The 17,227-nt window shown below is 70.4% G+C and carries 23 protein-coding genes; 4 read left to right on the top strand and 19 right to left on the bottom strand.

The genetic code is table 11. The annotated features are described in order from the left end of the window. The first annotated feature begins 307 nt into the window (after positions 1 to 307). Positions 308 to 1,474, top strand: coding sequence for a polyketide cyclase (locus RAB71_RS16435; protein ID WP_010341201.1), 1,167 nt, complete (start codon positions 308 to 310; stop codon positions 1,472 to 1,474). A gap of 102 nt (positions 1,475 to 1,576) precedes the next feature. Next, positions 1,577 to 1,948 carry a DUF423 domain-containing protein gene (locus tag RAB71_RS16430; RefSeq protein ID WP_010341200.1) on the top strand — a complete coding sequence of 124 codons (372 nt, stop codon included), beginning with the start codon at positions 1,577 to 1,579 and terminating at the stop codon, positions 1,946 to 1,948. A 123-nt stretch (positions 1,949 to 2,071) separates the two neighbouring features. Here RAB71_RS16430 and RAB71_RS16425 read toward each other — a convergent pair whose 3' ends face one another. The 12 genes from RAB71_RS16425 to RAB71_RS16370 form a co-directional block, all read right to left on the bottom strand. Beyond that, a complete protein-coding gene (locus RAB71_RS16425; RefSeq protein ID WP_010341199.1) occupies positions 2,072 to 2,617 on the bottom strand; it encodes a hypothetical protein in 546 nt (181 codons plus the stop codon). Between the two features lie 140 nt (positions 2,618 to 2,757). Further along, positions 2,758 to 3,354, bottom strand: a complete 597-nt coding sequence (locus tag RAB71_RS16420; RefSeq protein ID WP_010341198.1) for a hypothetical protein — start codon at positions 3,352 to 3,354, stop codon at positions 2,758 to 2,760. Then, positions 3,351 to 4,160, bottom strand: coding sequence for a M15 family metallopeptidase (locus tag RAB71_RS16415; protein WP_029561856.1), 810 nt, complete (start codon positions 4,158 to 4,160; stop codon positions 3,351 to 3,353). Before RAB71_RS16415 ends, RAB71_RS16420 begins: the two co-directional genes overlap by 4 nt. A gap of 82 nt (positions 4,161 to 4,242) precedes the next feature. Continuing rightward, positions 4,243 to 5,061, bottom strand: a complete 819-nt coding sequence (locus tag RAB71_RS16410; RefSeq protein WP_010341196.1) for an APH(3') family aminoglycoside O-phosphotransferase — start codon at positions 5,059 to 5,061, stop codon at positions 4,243 to 4,245. A 232-nt stretch (positions 5,062 to 5,293) separates the two neighbouring features. Next, positions 5,294 to 5,887, bottom strand: coding sequence for a hypothetical protein (locus RAB71_RS16405; RefSeq protein WP_010341195.1), 594 nt, complete (start codon positions 5,885 to 5,887; stop codon positions 5,294 to 5,296). After that, entirely contained in the window at positions 5,884 to 6,132 is a 249-nt protein-coding gene (locus RAB71_RS16400) for a hypothetical protein (RefSeq protein WP_081481906.1), read from the bottom strand. The genes RAB71_RS16405 and RAB71_RS16400 overlap by 4 nt, the downstream gene beginning before the upstream one ends. A gap of 1 nt (position 6,133) precedes the next feature. After that, entirely contained in the window at positions 6,134 to 6,310 is a 177-nt protein-coding gene (locus RAB71_RS16395; RefSeq protein WP_010341194.1) for a DUF4177 domain-containing protein, read from the bottom strand. Continuing rightward, positions 6,307 to 6,486, bottom strand: coding sequence for a hypothetical protein (locus RAB71_RS16390; protein WP_010341193.1), 180 nt, complete (start codon positions 6,484 to 6,486; stop codon positions 6,307 to 6,309). Before RAB71_RS16390 ends, RAB71_RS16395 begins: the two co-directional genes overlap by 4 nt. Further along, positions 6,483 to 6,773 (bottom strand): hypothetical protein, encoded by a 291-nt coding sequence (locus tag RAB71_RS16385; protein WP_010341192.1) that lies wholly within the window; start codon positions 6,771 to 6,773, stop codon positions 6,483 to 6,485. Before RAB71_RS16385 ends, RAB71_RS16390 begins: the two co-directional genes overlap by 4 nt. 13 nt (positions 6,774 to 6,786) lie before the next feature. After that, a complete protein-coding gene (locus RAB71_RS16380; RefSeq protein ID WP_026143690.1) occupies positions 6,787 to 7,659 on the bottom strand; it encodes an SPFH domain-containing protein in 873 nt (290 codons plus the stop codon). A gap of 288 nt (positions 7,660 to 7,947) precedes the next feature. After that, positions 7,948 to 8,574 carry a DapH/DapD/GlmU-related protein gene (locus RAB71_RS16375; protein WP_010341190.1) on the bottom strand — a complete coding sequence of 209 codons (627 nt, stop codon included), beginning with the start codon at positions 8,572 to 8,574 and terminating at the stop codon, positions 7,948 to 7,950. Further along, on the bottom strand, positions 8,564 to 9,715 hold the full coding sequence (locus RAB71_RS16370; protein WP_010341189.1) for an aromatic ring-hydroxylating dioxygenase subunit alpha: 1,152 nt from the start codon (positions 9,713 to 9,715) through the stop codon (positions 8,564 to 8,566). Before RAB71_RS16370 ends, RAB71_RS16375 begins: the two co-directional genes overlap by 11 nt. Positions 9,716 to 9,909: 194 nt before the next feature. Here RAB71_RS16370 and purT point away from each other — a divergent pair, with 194 nt between their 5' ends. After that, complete coding sequence (gene purT / locus RAB71_RS16365) at positions 9,910 to 11,097, top strand: formate-dependent phosphoribosylglycinamide formyltransferase (protein ID WP_010341188.1); 1,188 nt, start codon at positions 9,910 to 9,912, stop codon at positions 11,095 to 11,097. Between the two features lie 78 nt (positions 11,098 to 11,175). On the opposite strand, the gene RAB71_RS16360 is transcribed toward purT, so the two are convergent. The 7 genes from RAB71_RS16360 to RAB71_RS16330 form a co-directional block, all read right to left on the bottom strand. Continuing rightward, on the bottom strand, positions 11,176 to 11,811 hold the full coding sequence (locus RAB71_RS16360; RefSeq protein WP_010341187.1) for a hypothetical protein: 636 nt from the start codon (positions 11,809 to 11,811) through the stop codon (positions 11,176 to 11,178). Beyond that, positions 11,808 to 12,449, bottom strand: a complete 642-nt coding sequence (locus RAB71_RS16355) for a hypothetical protein (protein WP_010341186.1) — start codon at positions 12,447 to 12,449, stop codon at positions 11,808 to 11,810. The genes RAB71_RS16360 and RAB71_RS16355 overlap by 4 nt, the downstream gene beginning before the upstream one ends. Positions 12,450 to 12,456: 7 nt before the next feature. Continuing rightward, positions 12,457 to 13,212, bottom strand: a complete 756-nt coding sequence (locus RAB71_RS16350; RefSeq protein ID WP_010341185.1) for a PhnD/SsuA/transferrin family substrate-binding protein — start codon at positions 13,210 to 13,212, stop codon at positions 12,457 to 12,459. After that, on the bottom strand, positions 13,209 to 13,709 hold the full coding sequence (locus RAB71_RS16345; RefSeq protein WP_010341184.1) for a PAS domain-containing protein: 501 nt from the start codon (positions 13,707 to 13,709) through the stop codon (positions 13,209 to 13,211). Before RAB71_RS16345 ends, RAB71_RS16350 begins: the two co-directional genes overlap by 4 nt. A gap of 9 nt (positions 13,710 to 13,718) precedes the next feature. Next, a complete protein-coding gene (locus RAB71_RS16340) occupies positions 13,719 to 14,081 on the bottom strand; it encodes a roadblock/LC7 domain-containing protein (RefSeq protein WP_010341183.1) in 363 nt (120 codons plus the stop codon). A 227-nt stretch (positions 14,082 to 14,308) separates the two neighbouring features. After that, the gene (locus RAB71_RS16335; RefSeq protein ID WP_041500027.1) at positions 14,309 to 15,541 is read right to left on the bottom strand and encodes an endonuclease/exonuclease/phosphatase family protein; all 1,233 of its coding nucleotides are present in this window, start codon (positions 15,539 to 15,541) and stop codon (positions 14,309 to 14,311) included. Between the two features lie 91 nt (positions 15,542 to 15,632). Next, positions 15,633 to 16,394 (bottom strand): arginyltransferase, encoded by a 762-nt coding sequence (locus RAB71_RS16330; protein WP_029561853.1) that lies wholly within the window; start codon positions 16,392 to 16,394, stop codon positions 15,633 to 15,635. Positions 16,395 to 16,592: 198 nt separating this feature from the next. Here RAB71_RS16330 and RAB71_RS16325 point away from each other — a divergent pair, with 198 nt between their 5' ends. Further along, positions 16,593 to 17,216, top strand: coding sequence for an EF-hand domain-containing protein (locus RAB71_RS16325; protein ID WP_010341178.1), 624 nt, complete (start codon positions 16,593 to 16,595; stop codon positions 17,214 to 17,216). Positions 17,217 to 17,227 lie beyond the last annotated feature (11 nt).

Raw genomic sequence — 17,227 nt, 5'->3', positions numbered from 1 at the left:
CGTAGGCAAGTGGTCTGGCCTGTGGCGCGCACGCTTCCGGTACGTCCACCCGACCGATGGTGCCGTCGTTGCTCGCTTCGATGCGGTCGCAGACCGGGCGCGCAGGCCTGTCCGGTGCCGCTGCCAGGACAATGGTCTGGTCGCCCTCGGTGCCGTTCCTGCGGCCGTCGCCGGCATCGCGCCAGGCCGTTGCGGCACGGGGCGAAGCGGCATTCCGTGATGTGCTGACCACGGACAGCGAAGCCTGCTAGGATGGGCGCTTCGCTTCATCAACCCGGCCGTGGGATCGGCCCCGGAGACCTCCTGAATGACCCGTATTATCGAGTTCCTGATCGCCCTGGGGATCGTGGCTGGCCTGTTCGTCATCGTCGGCGTGGTGCTGCCCTCGGAGCGTCACATGTCCGAAAGCGTCGAGACCAATCGGCGCATGACCATCGTCTATGACACGGTCAACAGCCTGCGTCGGTTCAAGGACTGGAACCCCCTGGTGCTGCGCGACCCGCGCATCGAGCTGAAGCTCTCCGGCCCGGAATCCGGTGTCGGCGCGCGCCTGGACTACAGCTCCAAGGAGGGCTACATCGGCAAGGGGAGCTGGACCATCACCTCGACCGAGAAGAACAAGGACGTGGTCATCGCCATCGAGGACGAGACCAAGGGCAAGGACAAGACCACCAGCTTCAAGCTGGAGCCGACCGGCAAGAACGGCCGCAACGTGAAGATCACCCAGGACTACACCGTCAAGTACGGTTGGGACCTGCTGGGTCGCTACGCCGGTCTGTATGTCAGCCGCCACGTCGGCGACGACATCAAGCTGGGCCTGTCGCGCCTGAGCAACGTGCTGGCCACCGTGCCGAACGTGGACTACCGCTCCGACGACACCCCGCTGAAGGACCTGAAGGTCGTCGACGTCCCGGCCGAGGACCTGCTGGTGGTCAACGCCGGCAACATCGACCGCGACAACGACTCCATCAAGAAGTCCATCAAGGACAACCAGGAGTGGATCAAGCGGGTGATGGACGCCAACGGCCTGGAAGCGGCCGGTCCGGTGCGCATCGTCACCACCGACTTCGGCGCCGACAAGTACGCGTTCGACGTCGCCCAGCCGGTGCGCAAGCGTGCCGGTGGCGCGCCGAAGGACGACGCCAAGAAGGATGAGAAGAAGGACGACAAGAAGGACGACGCGGCCGCCGCGCCGGTCGATGCCACCCCGGTTGCCGCCTCCGGCGAGCCGCTGAAGGTGACCATCCCGCAGGGCGCCCCGGTGACCTACGTGCGTACCGAAGCGCACCGCTCCGCCTTCGCCAGCTACACCGGCCACATGGCCGGCCTGGATGCGGCGCGCAATGCGCTGCGTGCCTGGGCCGCGACCAGCGGCTACGACGTGACCGACCGTCCGTACGAAGCCTGGAAGGGCGGGGTGGACAAGGCGTTCACGCCGGAAGGCACCTACGACATCTACTGGGCGATCAAGTAAGTCCTGCCCTGGTGGACGAGTGAACCGGAACGCGCCGCATCTTGCGGCGCGTTCTGTTTATGGGGCCGGCAAAACGCTGCCACGCTCCCGGAGGAAACCCTCATGCTGACATTCGATCGCCGTGCGCGCGGGCCGTTCTGGCTGTGCAGTGCCGGCGCGCTGCTGGCGGCCGTGTCGATCGGCCTGTCGGCCTATGCCTCGCACGGCGTAACCGAGCCCCTGGCGCAATCGCATCTGCAGACCGCGGCGCTGTACGCCTTCGGTCACGGCGTGGCGCTGGCGGCGCTGGGACGCCGCAGCGAGCGCCTGCTCGGGCGCCTGGCGCTGTGCCTGTTGCTGCTCGGCACCTTGCTGTTCTCCGGCAGCCTGGCCGGCAATGCGCTGGCGCAATGGCCGACCCGGCTGGCGCCGATCGGCGGCACCACGCTGATGCTGGGCTGGCTGCTGTGGGCGGTGGATGCGCTGAGGCGCTGAGCGGAACTCGCCTCGGCACGGGGCGAAGCTAGCCAAGCGCAGCGGGTAAATGCGCAAAGACGTGCTTGAAATTTGCAGTTGCGCAGCGGGAGCAGTGCGGCGCGATGCGGCCGCCGCGGGGACTCAGGGTGCAGGCGCGCTGGCGGTCGTGGCCGCGTCGCTCGGTTCGGCGCTTGTGGGCGGTGCCGATGGTGGGATCGCGGGCGTGCGGAACAGCGGATCGTCGCTCAGCCGTGGCCGTTGCGACGATGGGAAACGCCGCTCCTGCTGCAGCCAGCGGTGGTACTGGAAGGTGCCCCGCGCGGCGCTCAGATAGGCCAGCGCGATCAGCACGGCGATGCCCAGGCCATTGATGTTGCCCACAGTCAGAATCATCAGCCGCCCCAGAATGAAGTACCCCGCCAGCAGAATTGCGGCGACGCGGCTGTTGCGATAGAGGCCGTAGGCAAACGCGCCGATCAGCACGGCATCGATGCTGCTGCCGATACCGCCAGCGATATTGCCGGAAGCGAACCGGTTCACTGCAGAAAAGAGACCGATTGCTGCGCTGAGGCTGGCAACGATGCAGCCGACCACGATCTTGCGCCCGATGGTGTCGGGTGCTTTGGCGCGCGGCAGGGCGCTCTGCGTGCTCTGCGCTTGCGGCGTGGCGTAAGGGTTTTCGGACACGAGTGCGCTTCCGTGTGGGTCGGATAGAGCATCGTTAGCGGCTTGCAAGATCGAAACTTCACTGCGCGTGGCGGGGAGCTGGCGGCGCGCGCAGCCGTCGGCCGTCGGCGAGCGGAACTGGCCCCTCCAACGCGCCGCGCTCAGGGTGCGCCGACCAGCTCCACCCGCGTCTGCAATCGCACCCACGCGTCCTGGCTGGGGTCGTTGACCGTGACTTGCACGGTGTAGGTGCCGAGCGGGTCGCTGTCCTCGAAGCGCAGTTGCACCGACAGCGGCGCCAGTTCCAGCAGGCCGGCGGCGGCCGGCGGGCCGCCCATGCCCAGCGGCCGCATCGGATCCTGCAGGGTGGTGCTGCCGTCGGGGCCGAGCACGCGCAGGCTCATCTGTGCATCGCAGGCGCCGCCGTTGTTCGGGCTGGGCGCGCAGCCGGAGTACAGCAGCGCCACGCGCAGCAACTGGCCGCGATGCACGCGCGCGATCGTGCGCAGCTGCGGCGCATGCGCGGCCTCGGTCTGCCCCCACTCCTGCGCGAACGTGGCGAAGTCGGCGTCGTCGGCGATCTGCAGCGCGGCGGCGAAGGCCTTGTCGTGGCCGCGCTCGGCGCTGTCGGGCAGGGCCTGACCCTGCCGGTCGTGCCATTGCGCGGCGGCGCAGGTGGGCAGTGCCAGGGCCAGGAGGATCAGTGCCCGCCACGTGGCGGTGCCGGCGCGCGGCCGGCGCGTGTGGGAGCGGATCATGTGCGAGCGGCCTCGTGCCAGCACCAGTGCCAGGGTTCGTAGACGATGCCATGCGGGTTGTCGCGCGGATAGCTCATCCGGTAGCCGAAGGCATCAGCGTGCGCGCGCAGCCAGGCGAAGGCGGGCGTGCGCTCGAAGCTTTCTTCGGCCGGCGGCTCGCCGGGTGTGCCGATGTCCAGGGCGTGCCCGCTGTGGTGCTCGCTGAAGCCCGGCGCAGCATTGACCGCGAGGATCTGTTCCAGGGTCTGCCCGCGGGCGAACTTGCGGGCGAAGATGCCGAGTTGATACGCGTGGCTGCGATAGCCGGAGATCGCCTCCAGCACCACGCCATCGCGTGCGGCGGCATTGCGCAGCGCGTGCCAGGCGCGTGCGGCGCCCGCGCTCAGCCACAGCGGGCGGCGGTAGCGGTCGGCGCCGGCCGCGTGCAGGGTGGCCGGTTCCGGCTGCAGCGGCAGGCCGGTGCGCTGCGCGTAGGCGTCGGCGGCCAGGCCCAACTGGTCCAGTTGGGCCTGCAGCGCGTGCAGAGGCAACCAGGCCCCGGCATCGCGTAGCGCGGCGCGTGCGGGCAGAGCGTCGAGCCGATCCAGCGCCGCGTCGATGCCGGGTTCGTGCATCAGTCGCGGCACCAGTGCGTGCAGCCCGTGTGCGTTCGCGCTCGCCAGGTAGCGCCCGTCGTGCTTGCGCCGCAGCAGCCAGGTCGCCTGTGCGAGCTGGCGCGCGTCGGCGTTGCTGCGGGCGCGCAGCAATGCGGCCGGCAGCAGTTCGATGGTCTCGGTGTTGAGCAATAGGTGGGGAATGGGGCGCATCGGCACAGGGTAGAGCCAAGCACCGCGGGCGGCCAGTCGCCGGGCGATCCCGCCGCGCCGCGCACGACGGGGCAGGCGCGGCTCAGAAGAACTCGTCGAGCAACTGATGGAACTGCAGCCGCGTGAGGTCCGGCGTGGCGATGCCGTACGCGGCGAAGAAGTGGTCGGCGAGTTCCGGGCCGAATTCGTCCAGGCAGTTGGCCAGGATCGCCAGGTCCTGGTACGGATCGGCGACCCCGGCGCGGCCGAGGTCGATCACGCCGACGACGCGGTCCGGCGCGTCGAGCAGGATGTTGTCCAGCGAGTAGTCGCCGTGGCTCAGCACGCGTTCGCTGGCCAAGGGCAGCAGCGCGGTCATCGTCTGCCACACGGCCTCCGCCGACCAGCCGGCGCGTGCGGCGTCGAAGTCCTCGGTGTCGACCAGGCCCGCCTGCAGCCGGCGCTGCGCCGCGGCCAGGCGCAGCGGGTGGCTGGCGTCGAACGGGCAGGTGTCGATTGGCGTGGCGTGGAAGTGGCGCAGGAACTCGGCCAGCGCCTGCACGATGCGCTCGGCCTGCGCCGGCACCTCCAGCAGCCACTGGTAGGCGGTCTTGCCCGGCAGCGCTTCGCTCAACAGCCAGGCGCCGGCAGCGTCGGCCTCGAAATGCAGCACGCGCGGCACGCCGCGCGTTCCGCGCAGCCAGTGCAGCCGTGCGAACTCGTCCACCACGTCGTCGTGCGAGGTGCCGGTGCCGCGCTTGAGGTACAGATCCGGGGTGCCGGCGCCGCTGAGCCGGTAGACCTGGGCACCGGCTTCGCCGACCAGATTGCGGTGCCAGTGCAGCCCGTGCAGCCGCGCCGACAACGTCGGCGGCAGCGCCGGGGCGGTAGTGGGAATCTCGCGGGGCGCTGCTTCGTCCATCGGGCCGATCCTCGAGGCGTCATGTGACGGGCGACGTCGTCGCTGTCGTCGCTGTCGTCGCGACGCGCGTGGCTGGTGTTCCAGCATATCGCTTCGCAGGCGCCAGAACGCCCGACGCGGTGTGCTTCATGGACCGGGCGCGTCGCACCGCGAGACTGTGCCGCACCGCGCAGCATGTCGTGCCCTGCGCGGCCGGTCGCAGCAGCGGCCGACGCGGCGAGGCGCGCCGGACTCAGGCCATGCGGCGCGCCGTGCCGCGCGTGCCTTCGCCGCCGTGTGCTTGCGCCGCGAGCGTCTGCCATTCCTGCAGCACCTGCCTGGGGTGTTCGACGCTGAGCAGCAGCCAGCCGCCCTCGTGCAGCGGAACGGCCAGGACGCGGTCGCTGGTGATCAGGCAGAACGCCTTATGCCCGTCGCGGGTACGGTAGTGGCCGGCATGGAAACCGGGGTAGCCGAAGCCGAGCAGCTTCAAGGCCGGCTTGAAGCCGGTGTGCTCGGACAACGCGATCACGCGCGCGTCGACCAGGCGCAGCGCAGCCAGCGGCACGCGCTTGGTCAGGAAGGTCGCGCGCACGTCCAGCAAGCCGTCGTGCAGCAGCACGCGCCGCCGCGCGAAAGTGGCGGTGCCGGCCACGCCGATCAACGCCAGGAGTCCGAAATGCCACCAGAGCGCGCCAGGCCGTGCGGCGTGCAACGCGAAGGCGCCGACCACCGCCCCCACCAGCAGCAGCGGCAGCCACAGCCACAAGGCCAGGCCCAGTCGATGCGCCGGCGCCACCGGATACTGCCGTGCCGGGGAGGGCGACGCGGAGCGCAGCCGGCTCATGGTGCGGCTCCATGGCTGGCGGGCAGGGCACGCACCCAGGCCACGACATCGGCGATCAGTGCCGGGTCGACGTGGCGGGGCGTGGCGCGCGTGGCCGGTCCGGGCGCACCGCTGTCCGCTGTGAGGTCGCCGGCCTGCAGGCGATCCAGTAGCGCGCTTTCGATCTGTTGTGGCGCCGCGGCCAGTACCGTGAGCGGGGCTCGCAGCGCCGCCAGTGCAGGCGCAAGAACCCGATGCGGGCGCATGTCAGACCTCCCGCTTGAACATCAGCAGCGGTTTGGTGCCCGGCAGTGCGACGACGTTGACCAGTTCCCAGCCGAGCTTCCCATGCTTGTTCAGGTCGGCCTGCAGTTCGTCCAGTTTCAGCCCCAGCATCAGATTGGTCTTGGCCTCGACGGTGAGGTATTCCCAGCGCTTGCTCATGCTTCCGGTTCCTTGTCGTCACGCGGCTTGGGCAGCCGCCCTGCCTTGCGCAGCGCGTCGCGCAACACGTATTCGATCTGCGCGTTGAGGCTGCGCAGTTCGTCGTCGGCCCAGCGCTGCGCCGCCGCCAGCACGTCGGCGTTGATGCGCAGCGGATAGGCCTTCTTCTCGCTCATGACCGCTCCCGCCGCGCGGCGTCGCTGCGGCGCAGGTGCAGCAGCATCGACACGATCAGCGCGTTCACCGTCAGCAGCAGTGCGATGGCCACCGCGTAGACGCCGGCGCGCTGGCCGCCGGTCCAGTACAGCGCCGCCGCGCCGAGCAGGATCGCCAGGCCGATCAGCGCCCAGCGCAGGCCCAGCCCGCGCGCGCGGTCGTCGCCCTTGCCGCCGACCCAGGCGGCGATGACCAGGGCCGGCAGGCCGGAGAGGGCGAGCGCCAGCGGCGCAATGGCGGCATACATGGGCATCGACACCTCAGTAAAGCGAGCCGGCGTTGACGATCGGCTGGGTGCCGCGGTCCGAGCACAGCACGGTCAGCAGGTTGCTGACCATGTGCGCCTTGCGCTCCTCGTCCAGTTCGACCACGCCGTTCTTCTGCAGTTCGGCCAGGGCCATCTCGACCATGCCCACCGCGCCGGCGACGATGCGGGTGCGCGCGGCGATCACCGCGTTGGCCTGCTGCCGCTGCAGCATCGCCTGGGCGATTTCCGGGGCGTAGGCGAGGTGGCTGATGCGCGCCTCGATCACGTCCACGCCGGCCTGGGTCAGGCGTTCGTCGAGGTGGCGCTTGAGCTGCTCGCTGATTTCGTTGGGATGGCTGCGCAGCGAGATCTGCCCGTCCTCGTGCTGGTCGTAGGGATAGCTGGTGGCCATCGCGCGCAGCGCCGCCTCGGACTGGATGTGCACGAAGCTCTCGTAGTCGTCGACGTTGTAGACCGCTTCGGAGGCATCCATCACCTGCCACACGATCACCGCGGCGATCTCGATCGGGCTGCCGTCCAGTTCGTTGACCTTCAGCCGGCCGCTCTCGAAGTTGCGCACGCGCTGGCTGACCTTGCGCTTGCTGAAGAAGGGGTTGTTCCAGCGCAGGCCCGGGTCCTTGACCGTGCCCACATAGCGGCCGAACAGACTCAGCACCGCGGCCTGGTTCGGTTCCAGCGCATACAGGCCGACCACCAGGAACAACGCGACGGTCAGCACCGGGATCGCGACCAGCAGCGTCCACGGCATCGCCGACGGCTGCAGCACGCCGGTGGCGATGATCGCGCCGGCGCCGGCCACGAACACCAGGACCAGACCCACGATCATCGGAATGCCGGGCAGGGAGGAACGGGGCTGCTCTTTCATGGTGGACGTCCTTGGGTGGTTGGGCGAAAAGATATCAAATTGATATCAGGTTGCAAGGGGGTCGGGATTGGGGATTGGGGATTGGGGATTGGCAAAAGCGGGCATGACGGCGGCTCAGGGTTTCGCTATCGCGAATCTGAGGCTTGAATCTCCAATCCCGTGCTGTATGCCGACACGCCCTGCTGGATAGGCATGGCCCGCGCGCCGTCACCCCGCCGGCCGCCGGCCTGCGCTTTTGCCAATCCCGAATCCCTAATCCCCAATCCCGTCGCCGCAAGCGGCGGCCACTCACCCGCCGAGGATCAGCACCGGCGAGCGGAAACCGCTGAGGTGATGGGTGCCGGTGGCGATGTCGCTGCGGTAGCGGCCGGGGATCTCGATCTGGCAGCGTTTGCCGATGCGCACGCCGGGGCCGATGTCCACCTGCCGCCCGAGCGTGGCCTGGGCGCCGATCTGCGCCTCCGTGCCGAGCGTCACGCCGGCCTCGATCCAGGCCGAGGCGCCGACCTTGACCGCCGATTCCAGTACCGCCGCCGCGCCGATCCAGGCGTTGAAACCGATGTCGCAGTGCGCATCGACGATGGCGCCGGCGCCGATCGCGCAGTTCTCGCCGACGCGCGCGCTCGCCGCCACCTGCGCGCCGCGGCAGATCAGCGGCGGCATCTTGAAGCCGCGTGCCTTCAGTTCGCCCATCAGTTCCTGGCGGCGGAAGTTGAGGAACTGCGGGCCCCAGGCGACGAAGGCGGTGGCGCCGGTGTCGGCCAGTGCGTGCAGGGCATCGAGGTCGAAGCGGTAGTCCTTGCCCTGCGCCACGTCCAGCGGATGCAGTACGCAGTCCGGCGCCGCCTCGGCCCAGGCCGCCAGCGCCCAGCGCAGCAGCGCACCGCTGCCGACCACGTATTTGTCAGAGGACATGGCGGCCCTCCATGACATCCATGTACCAGCGTTCGATCTGCATGTTGGCGTGCTCGTAGTCGCCCAGCACCGCGCGCGGGGCGCCGGCGCGCAGTCCCGACTGCACCTGTTCCATGATCTCGATGTCCTCGCGCAGCACCTTCTCGGCGCCGTGCAGGTGCCCCAGCAGCACCGCGTCGGAGCCCGGGTAGCGCTGCTTCTTGCGTGCGGTGACGTAGTAGACCAGCAGGTCGGTGCGCTGCGCCGACACCGGCTGGTGGTGCTCGATGATGAAGGAATAGCCACCCGAGCCCGAGGCGATATGCAGGTTCGGATACAGCAGCCAGTTCAGATACCAGTCGTCGTTGCCGAAGCGTTCGACGTGCGCATGCCAGGGGTAGTGCGCCATCGCCAGCAGCGGTTCGTTGAGGCCGCCGCTGCTGAAATCGCGCAGGCGCGCCAGATGCGCCTCGCGCGAGGCGCTGCCCTCGGCGTGGTAGCGGCGCGCCTCGGCGACGCCGGCATCGTCCATCTGCACCTGGAACTTCACCTGTTGCGCCAGCGTGCGCGCATGCACGAAGCGCGGGTGCAGCGCATCGCGCAGGTTCTCGTAGGCCAGCTTCCAGTTGAAGTCGGCCTCGAAGGTCGCCACCAGCACTTCGTCGTCGAACTGCTCGGAGGCGGCGCGCAGCATCTCCAGCGCCTCCAGCGAGAACTGCGTTTCCAGCGGCATCGGCGCGGGCGACAGGTTCACGAACACCAGCTTGCCGATGCAGGCCACCGCGAAGCGGCGCAGCCGCAGGCAGGCGCGCGCCTCCGGTGCCAGGCGGTAGGCATCGTCCTGGAAGGGGATGTTGTCCACGCTGCCGTCGGCGCCGTAGCGCCAGCCGTGGTAGCTGCAGACCAGCGGGCGCACGCCCTGCGGTTGCTGTTGCAGCGGGTTCTGCCGGTGCAGGCACAGGTTGTCGAAGGCGCGCAGTTCGCCGTCGATGTTCTGCACCACCACGTCCACCCCGCACACCGAGCGGCGGACGAAGGCATTGGGCTTGTCCAGCAGCATGCGCGGGGCCACGAACTGCCACAGCGGCTTCATCAGGAGCTCGCGTTCGCGCGCGAACCAGGCCTCGTCGATGTAGGCCTCGGCCGGCATCAACGAGTGCATGGGCGCTCCCCGGTGGTACGGCAGGGCGTGCCGAGGCGGTTTCCGGCGCTGCGTGCGTGCATGGCGACATCCCCAGTGACGCCGCAGAAGATAGCACCTCGCTGCGCGCAGGCGATGGCGTAGCCGGCCCTGTGCCGGCGTGGGGCGCCGGCCCGTTAGAATACAGTCCCCCTCTTCGCGCAGGCGCCGCCGTCATGGTCACTCTGGGAACCCCGCTGTCCGCTTCCGCCACCCGCGTGCTGCTGCTCGGCTCCGGCGAACTCGGCAAGGAAGTGGCGATCGAACTGCAGCGCTTCGGCGTGGAGGTGATCGCGGTGGACCGTTATGCCGATGCCCCGGCGATGCAGGTCGCGCACCGCAGCCACGTGGTCGACATGCTCGATGCGATGGCGCTGCGCGAACTGATCGCGCGCGAGCAGCCGCACCTGATCGTGCCGGAGATCGAGGCGATCCACACCGAAACGCTGGTGGCGCTGGAGCGCGACCTCGGCCAGCGGGTGATTCCGACGGCGCGTGCGGCGCGGCTGACCATGGACCGCGAAGGCATCCGCCGCCTGGCCGCCGAGACCCTGGGCCTGCCGACCTCGCCGTACCGCTTCGTGGACACGCCCGAGCAGTACCGCGAGGCGATCGCCGCGGTCGGCCTGCCGTGCGTGGTCAAGCCGGTGATGTCGTCCTCCGGCAAGGGCCAGAGCACGCTGCGCAGCGCTGCCGACATCGATGCGGCCTGGGAGTACGCGCAGACCGGTGGCCGCGCCGGCGCCGGCCGCTGCATCGTCGAAGGCTTCATCGACTTCGAATACGAAATCACCCTGCTGACCGTGCGTCACGCCGGCGGCACCGCGTTCTGCGATCCGATCGGGCACTGGCAGAAGGACGGCGACTACCGCGAGAGCTGGCAGCCGCAGCCGATGTCGGCGCTGGCCCTGCAACGCGCGCAGGACATCGCCCGCGCGGTCACCGACGATCTCGGCGGCTGGGGCCTGTTCGGCGTGGAGCTGTTCGTCAAGGGCGACGAGGTCTGGTTCAGCGAAGTGTCGCCGCGGCCGCACGACACCGGCCTAGTCACCCTGGTGTCGCAGGAACTGAGCGAGTTCGCCCTGCATGCGCGCGCGATCCTCGGCCTGCCGATTCCGTCGATCCGCCAGAACGGCCCGTCGGCCTCGTGCGCGCTGCTGGCGCACGGCGAAGGCGTGCCGCGCTTCGGCAACGTCGACGCCGCCCTGCAGGCCCCGGACACCGCCCTGCGCCTGTTCGGCAAGCCCAGCGTGCACGGCCACCGCCGCGTCGGCGTGACCCTGGCCCGCGGCGCGAGCATCGACGAAGCGCGGCAAACCGCCCGCGACGCCGCCGCCGCCCTCACCATCGACCTAGACGCATAAAACGGCGAGCGCTCGGAAAGCGGGGCCAAAGGGGGCCGCTTTCCCATTCCCCACTCCCGATTCCCCAATCCCGGCCACTTAGGCCGGCGGCGCAAACCGTGCCGCCGCCAGCCGGATGCTCCACACCAGTTCCACCATCGCCAGGTTGTTGAGCAGGGCCTCGCCGCCCAGCACCAGCCAGTAACCGGCGCCGTCGACCCAGAACGGCACGAACGACCAGTCCGGCAGCAGCAACTGCGGCTCGCTGTAGAACGCCACGTAGCGGTGCGCGCCGTGCCAGCCGCGCGCGCTCTGGCGCTGGGCGAAGCCGGAAAAGTCGGCGGCGGCCACGCTCAGCGTCTCGGCCTGTTCCTGGTCCAGGCCGGCATGGCCCAGGCAGAAGCCGCTGTCGGAGGCCAGCACCGCGCGGCGTTCGGCCGACAGCGGGGCGATCACGTGCTGGGCGAAATCGTCCAGGCGGATTTCCGGCCCCGGTACCGCGCGCCGCAGCAGTTGCACCCATTGCTGTTCGCGCGCCTCCTGCAGCAGCCGCTGCGCGTCGCCGCCCACGCGCTGGCGCCATTCCTGCAGCGACAACGCACCGTGCGCACCGAGCAGCAGTTGCAGCGCGCGCTGCATGCGGTCGGGCGTGGCGCTGGCAAAGCCGTGCAGTACGCCGTGCGGGGTCGGCATCAGCCAGGTCGGTTCGGAGCCGGTCGGTTCGTGGGTGGTCATCGCGGCGCACTCGCGCTGGAAAAGGACAGGGCGTCGACGCTGCGGCCGCCCAGCGGTTCGCGTTGCTGCAGCCAGCGTGCGGTGCGGTCCCAGCGGTCGCCCAGGGCCAGCGCGTGGCGGCGCAGTTCGCGGGTGGCGAGCATGAAGGCGAGCTTGTCCTGGCAACTGATGCAGTAGTCCAGGAACTCGCGCTCGCAGCGCGCCGCGGCGATCGGCGCGCCATCGCACAGCGCGTCCACCACTTCGCGCACCATCCGCCGCGAATGATCCGGGCTGGCCCGGCGCACCCGCGCCGGCACGTCGGCCGACGGCCGCGCCAGCACGCTCCAGCGCGTGGCCAGGGCGTTGATCGGCAGCAGCGCGTGGCCCTGGCTGTGGCGCTGGAAGGCCTCGGCCACGTGCGGCGGCAGATGTGTCGCGGCCATCTGCAGCGCCAACTGGCGCAGGGCGATGTCGTGCCGCGGCAGGGCCACGAACAGGTCGGCAAGCACGCCCTGGGTCGGTTCGTTGTCGTGCAGTTGCAGCGCCGCGTGCAGCCGCGCCAAATGCGCGGCGGCGTCGCGCGGGTCGCGCAGCAACGCGCGGGCATGGGTGCGCATCACCAGGCGTGCGGGATCGTGAGCGGGAGTGGTGGCCATGGGCGCCTCAGTCCAGCAGGGTGTCGATCAGGTCGATCATGAATTCGGCGTCCTCCGTGGCCATCGCCTCGAAGCCCTGCTCCAGGCCCAGCGCGTCCAGCACCGCCTGGTCGTCGCGGTGCGCGGCATCGCCCAGCGCGAGCAGGGCATCGCGCAGCACCGGCAGTTGCGGGCCCAGGCGCGGATGCGCCAACAGCACATGGCCGATGTCGCACAGCGCGCTTTCCACCAGCGGGCGCAGTCGCGCACGGGTCAGCCGCGACAGGCCGTGGTAGGCGGTGGCCAGGAACAGGCCGGCGTCGGCTTCGCCCTCCAGCAGCAACCGCGCCACCGCGGCGTAGCTGCTGGCCGGGCGCCAGGCGATGCGTTCCGGCTCCAGGTCGGCCGGTTCCAGCAGGCGCAGGCCGATCAGGCGCACGTCGTGGTTGGCGGTCAGCGCGATGCGGCAGCCGTAGGGCAGGTCTTCCACGCAGCGCGCCGGCGCCTCGGCCGCGGTCGCAATCACCACCTCGTCGGCGCGGCCGCGCGGCCGCACCAGCGGCAGGTAGCCGCGGTCGCGGATCAACGCGCTGGCGTCGAACGGGCTGGCGTACACCAGGTCGACGACGCTGTCGTCCAGCAATTGCCGCTGTTCGGCGGCATCGGCCGGCATCAGCAGGCGCAGGCCGATGCCGGCGCGGCGCTGCAGCACCGTGCTGAGCAGGTACCAGCCGCCGAAGTACTCGGGGGCGAAGTCCGGCGCGACCAGGAACGTGCAGCTCATGCCGGCGTCTCCGCCTGTTCGTCCTGCAGCCATTGCGCATACAGCGGCTGCAGCGCCTCGATGCGCCGCCGCGAGGGCTTGCGCCGCACCGAGGTGAAGCCGACCACGCGGCCGTCGCGCACGTTCGGCAACGCGGTGGCATAGACCCAATAGCAGGCGCCGTCGCGGCGCAGGTTCTTGACGTAGCCGTGCCACTTCTCGCCGGCCAGCACGGTGTCCCACAGTTCGCGGAATGCGCGCCGCGGCATCTCAGGGTGGCGCAGGATGCAGTGCGGCGCGCCGATCAGCGTCTCGCGCGGCCAGCCGCTGAGTTCGACGAAGGCGTCGTTGGCGTGGGTGATGACGCCGTCCAGGTCGGTGCGCGAGACGATCAGGCGTCCATCGGGGTAGGCGACCTCGCGCTCGCTCCAGTACACCGTGCGGTGGCTGCCATCGTGATAGCGCAGCTCGGCGCTGCGGTGCGGCTCGTGCGGCGGATCCATCGGCGGCAGCGGCATGGCGGCGCCCTACAGGATCTGCTGCAGCGCCTGCGCGGCGCGCTTGATGTCCAGGAACACCAGGCCGAGCCTGGCGCTGGGCTTGGCCAGTACGGTGAGCACCGCCTCGCGGCCGGCCGCGCTCATGATCACGTAGCCGAGTTCGCCCTGGATCAGCACCCGCTCCAGCGTGCCGCGCGCCAGCTCGCGCGCGCTGCGTTCGCCCAACGCGAGCAGCGCCGCCGACATCGCGCCGACCCGGTCCTCGTCCATGCCCTGCGGCATCGCCGAGGCGATCATCAGCCCGTCCAGGGAGATCAGCGCCGAGGCCTCGATGTCGGCGGTGGCGCCGTTGAGGCCTTCCAGCGCCTGTTGCAACTGTTGCGTTCGCATGCTCGCCTTCCGCTTGCGCATCCCGACCGGGTGCGGGAGGCATTGGACCGCGTCGGCGCGGGTTTGCCCTTGATCTGGATCAAGGCCGATGGCGGTGCTTGGCGCGGCAGTCGGTCTACGGGCCACGCGGGCCATGGTCTGCCAGAAACAACGCGGCGGCCCATGGGGCCGCCGATGCTGGCTGCGCGGGCCGCGTCGCGACCTGCGCGGTGTTCTCTCGCCTGCGCTTACGGTCCTGCGGCGACGTCGACCCAGACCAGATGGTGGTCGCTGCCGTCGGCAATGGCGGCGGCGGGATCGTTGGACGCCGGCCAGAACACGCCGCTGTCCAGGTAGCGGAAGCTGCGCGACGGGAGCACGTAGTCCAGGCGCATGGTGCCGGCCTTGGGCCCGAAATCGCCGGTGACCTGCTGCGGCGGGCCGCGGTGCGCGACGCCGTTTGCCGCGTAGGCGCGCGTGGTTTCCTCGCCGCCGGCGCTGTGCGGAGTGGGGTAGTGCAGCACGCGCGGATGCGTCACCAGTGCACGGATCGCATCGTGGCGGCCTTCGCCGTCGATCACGTCGTTGTTGAGGTCGCCGAGCAGGACGAACTGCGCATCGGCGGCCAGCCCGCCGCAGCGGCCGGCGTCGTCGCACAGCCAGCGCGCCGTGCCGCGGCCGGCATCGTCCAGGTATTCGCGCCACAGCCGCAGCTCGTCGTGGTTGCGCGCCGCGTTGCGCTTCTCCGCGCCGTCGAACACCGGCGGGGTCGGATGCGACACCAGCGCATGCAGCACGCCCAGCGGGGTGCGCACCGGCACGTCCCAATGCGATTTCGACGACAGCCGCAGCTGCGCCCACACCGCGTCGCTGTAGAAGAAGCGGCCGGTGGCCGGATCGACCGGACGCAGCGCCCCGGGCATCGCGCTCCACTTGAACAGGCGGAAGCTGCGCACCGCGGCGGTGTCGATCGGGTACCTGGACAGCAGCAGCATGCCGTACTGGCCGGGATGCAGGCCGTAGCCCCAGGCATCGTTGCCGCGCGCGCGGCCTTCGCCACCGATGTGCCCGTCGTTGTCCAGGTCCAGGCCGCTGGGCACGCCGGTGTTGACCGGCGCCAGGTAGCGATACGGATAGCGCAGCGCCGCGCCGCCGTGCGGCTGCGGCACCGCCAGGTAGCGTTGTTCGAACAGGTCGGCGGCGCGGTGCGCGTCGTCGTAGTCGAACTCGTTGAGCAGCACGATGTCGGGACGCACCTGCTGCAGCACCGCGGCGATCTTGCGCGCCTGCGCGCTGTCGCCCTGCAGCGCGGCGATCAGGCCGCCGGGTGCGTCGGCATTGAGCGAGGTGTTGTAGGTGGCCAGCCGCAGCGTCGTGGCGGCTGGCGCGGCAGCGTCGGTCATCGCGGCGGAGGTGGGAGCGGTGTGCGCGCAGGCGCCGCACAGCAGGGTCAGGGCGAGCAGGAAGAGGCGTGATGTCATGCGCCCAGTTTCGCATGCGCCGCATGTCGGCACGATGGCGCAACCAACGGCGGCGGTACTGGCCGGGCCGTGCTGCGCCAGTGGCCGTCGGCTAGCCGCCGAGCTGGCGCAGGTAGTCGTCGAAGTCGCGCCAGTGGCGGCCGTCGTAGGCCTGCAACGGCCGGAAGCGGCGCTTGTAGTCCATCTTCTGGTGGTCGCGGATCCAGTAGCCCAGGTACAGGTGGCGCAGGCCCTCGCGTCGCGCCCAGGCGATCTGCTGCAGGATCGCCAGCGTGCCCAGGCCGCGTGCGCCGGCGTCCGGGTCGTAGAAGGTGTAGACCGCCGACAGCGCCTGTTCGGCGATGTCGGTGACCGCCACCGCCAGCAGCGGCCCACGCCGGCCGTCCGGTCGGTGTTGCCGCAGTTCCAGAAAGCGCCCGTGCGACCAGCGGCCGATCAGGAACTGGTCGAACTCGTGCGCGCCGTGATCGTCCATGCCGCCGCCAGGATGGCGATGGCGCAGGTAACGTTGATACAGCGCCAGTTGTTCCTCGCTGCGCTCGGCGGCGACGATGCGCACCTCGATATCGGCATTGCGCGCCAGGCAGCGGCGCTGGCTGCGATCGGGCACGAAGTCCTCGATCGGAATGCGCACCGCCACGCAGGCGCGGCAGTGGTCGCAGTGCGGGCGGTAGACCAGGTCGCCGGAACGGCGGAAGCCCCAGCTCAACGCCAGCGGATACAGCGCGCCCAGGCGCGGATCGTGCGGGTCCAGCACCAGGTCGCGCGCCTGCCGCTCGGGCCAGTAGCCGCACGCGTGCTGGCCGGTCTGGAACAGCCGCAGGTCGTCGCTGGCGTCGGAGTGGATGGCCATGCGCCGAGCATAGCGCTTCGCCATCGCAGGGGCCGCGACTGTCCGCACCATGAATACGTCCGGCAGCCGGTCAACCGTGGCGGCGACGGGGCGTTGTCTGCAGGGAAGGCGCCACGGCGCCGGCCCGATGCAGGGGCCGCCCGCGGCGCCGGACGCCTGCCGTCCCGGCAGGTTCCCATCATCCTCAGGGAGTGACCCATGAAGTCTCGCAAACCGCTGCTTGCCCTGGCCGTGCTGGCCGTGCTGTCCGGCGCCGCCTACGCCGTTACTCCGCCGCCGGCCGATCCCGCCGCGCCCGCCGATGCCGGCGGCATCGCCGCACTCGACAAGAACGGCGACGGCGTCATCGACCGCAGCGAGGCCGCGGCCGATCCGCGCCTGGCCGAGCATTTCGACGCGCTGGACAAGAACCACGACGGCAAGCTCAGCCGCGACGAGTGGCCGCGTCACGGCCGCCATGGTGGCCGTGACGGCCCGGGTGGCCCGGGCGACCACGGCGTGCCCGGCGCGATGATGGCCAAGCTGGACACCAACAAGGACGGCCGCATCAGTCGCGCCGAAGCGCAGGCCGATCCCAAGCTCGCCGCGCGCTTCGACAAGATGGATGTGAACAAGGACGGCTACATCGACCGTGCCGACTTCGAGCTGCGCGCCAAGCAGCACCGCGATGCCTGGTTCGCCGCCGCCGACACCAACAAGGACGGCATGCTCAGCCGCGCCGAGTTCGATGCGGCGCAGGCCAAGCGCTGGGCGCATCGCCCGGACGGCCCGCGCGGTGGCGATGCACCGCCGCCGCCGATGCCGGCCCCGGACAGCAACTGAGCCATCCGCCG

It is taken from the genome of Xanthomonas sacchari (genome assembly GCF_040529065.1).
GTDB lineage: Bacteria > Pseudomonadota > Gammaproteobacteria > Xanthomonadales > Xanthomonadaceae > Xanthomonas_A > Xanthomonas_A sacchari.
Note: the sequence above shows the minus strand (reverse complement) of the source record. Positions and strands in the feature narration are given on the sequence as shown.

What these genes read in the sequence shown, in the direction of transcription:
- RAB71_RS16325 (WP_010341178.1), top strand. Translation starts at nt 16,593, where the DNA reads ATGAAGTCTCGCAAACCGCTGCTTGCCCTGGCCGTGCTGGCCGTGCTG.
- RAB71_RS16375 (WP_010341190.1), bottom strand. Translation starts at nt 8,574, where the DNA reads ATGTCCTCTGACAAATACGTGGTCGGCAGCGGTGCGCTGCTGCGCTGG.
- RAB71_RS16420 (WP_010341198.1), bottom strand. Translation starts at nt 3,354, where the DNA reads ATGATCCGCTCCCACACGCGCCGGCCGCGCGCCGGCACCGCCACGTGG.
- RAB71_RS16395 (WP_010341194.1), bottom strand. Translation starts at nt 6,310, where the DNA reads ATGAGCAAGCGCTGGGAATACCTCACCGTCGAGGCCAAGACCAATCTG.
- RAB71_RS16370 (WP_010341189.1), bottom strand. Translation starts at nt 9,715, where the DNA reads ATGCACTCGTTGATGCCGGCCGAGGCCTACATCGACGAGGCCTGGTTC.
- RAB71_RS16340 (WP_010341183.1), bottom strand. Translation starts at nt 14,081, where the DNA reads ATGCGAACGCAACAGTTGCAACAGGCGCTGGAAGGCCTCAACGGCGCC.
- RAB71_RS16335 (WP_041500027.1), bottom strand. Translation starts at nt 15,541, where the DNA reads ATGACATCACGCCTCTTCCTGCTCGCCCTGACCCTGCTGTGCGGCGCC.
- RAB71_RS16435 (WP_010341201.1), top strand. Translation starts at nt 308, where the DNA reads ATGACCCGTATTATCGAGTTCCTGATCGCCCTGGGGATCGTGGCTGGC.
- RAB71_RS16410 (WP_010341196.1), bottom strand. Translation starts at nt 5,061, where the DNA reads ATGGACGAAGCAGCGCCCCGCGAGATTCCCACTACCGCCCCGGCGCTG.
- RAB71_RS16400 (WP_081481906.1), bottom strand. Translation starts at nt 6,132, where the DNA reads ATGCGCCCGCATCGGGTTCTTGCGCCTGCACTGGCGGCGCTGCGAGCC.
- RAB71_RS16360 (WP_010341187.1), bottom strand. Translation starts at nt 11,811, where the DNA reads ATGACCACCCACGAACCGACCGGCTCCGAACCGACCTGGCTGATGCCG.
- RAB71_RS16415 (WP_029561856.1), bottom strand. Translation starts at nt 4,160, where the DNA reads ATGCGCCCCATTCCCCACCTATTGCTCAACACCGAGACCATCGAACTG.
- RAB71_RS16405 (WP_010341195.1), bottom strand. Translation starts at nt 5,887, where the DNA reads ATGAGCCGGCTGCGCTCCGCGTCGCCCTCCCCGGCACGGCAGTATCCG.
- purT (WP_010341188.1), top strand. Translation starts at nt 9,910, where the DNA reads ATGGTCACTCTGGGAACCCCGCTGTCCGCTTCCGCCACCCGCGTGCTG.
- RAB71_RS16355 (WP_010341186.1), bottom strand. Translation starts at nt 12,449, where the DNA reads ATGGCCACCACTCCCGCTCACGATCCCGCACGCCTGGTGATGCGCACC.
- RAB71_RS16390 (WP_010341193.1), bottom strand. Translation starts at nt 6,486, where the DNA reads ATGAGCGAGAAGAAGGCCTATCCGCTGCGCATCAACGCCGACGTGCTG.
- RAB71_RS16385 (WP_010341192.1), bottom strand. Translation starts at nt 6,773, where the DNA reads ATGTATGCCGCCATTGCGCCGCTGGCGCTCGCCCTCTCCGGCCTGCCG.
- RAB71_RS16350 (WP_010341185.1), bottom strand. Translation starts at nt 13,212, where the DNA reads ATGAGCTGCACGTTCCTGGTCGCGCCGGACTTCGCCCCCGAGTACTTC.
- RAB71_RS16380 (WP_026143690.1), bottom strand. Translation starts at nt 7,659, where the DNA reads ATGAAAGAGCAGCCCCGTTCCTCCCTGCCCGGCATTCCGATGATCGTG.
- RAB71_RS16430 (WP_010341200.1), top strand. Translation starts at nt 1,577, where the DNA reads ATGCTGACATTCGATCGCCGTGCGCGCGGGCCGTTCTGGCTGTGCAGT.
- RAB71_RS16330 (WP_029561853.1), bottom strand. Translation starts at nt 16,394, where the DNA reads ATGGCCATCCACTCCGACGCCAGCGACGACCTGCGGCTGTTCCAGACC.
- RAB71_RS16345 (WP_010341184.1), bottom strand. Translation starts at nt 13,709, where the DNA reads ATGCCGCTGCCGCCGATGGATCCGCCGCACGAGCCGCACCGCAGCGCC.